At 38.8% G+C, this 1,378-nt stretch carries 1 protein-coding gene; it reads left to right on the plus strand.

Annotated features, from left to right (window positions below):
• On the plus strand, positions 1-1,378 hold a 1,378-nt coding region (locus Q4550_RS23135; RefSeq protein WP_303536512.1), incomplete at both ends, for a SpaA isopeptide-forming pilin-related protein.

A 1,378-nucleotide genomic window follows, 5' to 3' on the forward strand; every position in this document is an offset into this window, starting at 1 on the left:
ATTAAACGGTGGAGAATATACCGATAAATCTGGTGAGCAAAAAGGAGAGAAAATTGAATGGACCGTGAATTTGAACTATGGTCAATCTAGTGTAAGTGATGTTGTTCTAACAGACACGCCTAGTTCCAATCAAATTCTTCTTGAGGATTCATTTAAGGTCTATGGCACAAACGTGGCTGAGAATGGTCAAGTCTCGGTTGATGTAGAGCAGCAGTTGAAAGCTGGCGAAGATTATACATTAACGATCAATACAGACGATAATACAGGAGAACAGAGCTTCCAATTGAAATTCTCTTCTCCAATAAGTAAACCATATGTTCTGAAATACGAGTCTTATATCAACGCTGTAAACGGTGATACCGTATCCAATAGTACGCAACTTGATGGAAAAGAAATTACATCTCAATCAACTTCATCTGGTGAGTCCATTAAAGTGCGTTTAACTGGCGGTTCTGGTAGTGGATCAGGTGAAAAAGGTAGTTTAGAAGTTGTAAAGACTGATAGCTTAACAGACGAGAAGCTTGCTGGAGCAACATTTACCCTTTATGACAGTCAGGGTGAAATTGCCATTAAATCAGCAACAACAGACGAGTCTGGTAAGGTGATATTCAATAACCTTCTCTACAAAGATTATCTATTGAAGGAAGACAATGCACCGGTTGGTTACAACGTAGGTATTGATGATACGAACAAAGTAACGGTTAATCAAGAATCGAATACAGTTACAATCAAGAATGACATCATCACTGGAAGTGTTAAGCTGACAAAGCTTGACAGTGTAGATAGCAGCGAACGATTAGAAGGTGCTGTTTACTCAATCAAAGATTCCAGTGATAACGTAGTAAAGACGAATGTGACAACGAATAGCAACGGTGAAGTTGTCGTAAACAATCTTCGTCCTGGAAACTACACTTTTGTGGAAACAAAAGCACCATTCGGTTATGTTCTTGATACAACACCAATTGAATTTGCGATTGCGTTTAATAATTCTGAACGAGTGAATGTTGAAGCGAAGAATACACTGCAAACATTCAATGCAGAATTAACGAAGAAGGATGTTGATTCAGGAGAAGTAATTCCTGGCGCTATTTTTGAGCTTCAAGACGAAAATGGAAACTCTCTTCTTAAAGGGTTGATGACGCAACAAACAGGTCAGATTGTTGTAGAAGATCTAAAACCTGGAAACTATCAATTTGTTGAAACGCAGCCTGCTTTTGGCTATGAACTGAATTCAACTCCTATTCCTTTCACAATTGAAAAAGGTCAGGACGGAGTTACAAAAGTAGTCGCAACAAATAAGCTAACACCAGGCGCTGTCGAATTAGTGAAGGTGGATAGCGAGGATGCAACTCTTTATTTAGAAAACGCGGTATTTGAA

Source organism: Anaerobacillus sp. 1_MG-2023 (genome assembly GCF_030547345.1).
Taxonomy (GTDB): domain Bacteria; phylum Bacillota; class Bacilli; order Bacillales; family Guptibacillaceae; genus Guptibacillus; species Guptibacillus hwajinpoensis_B.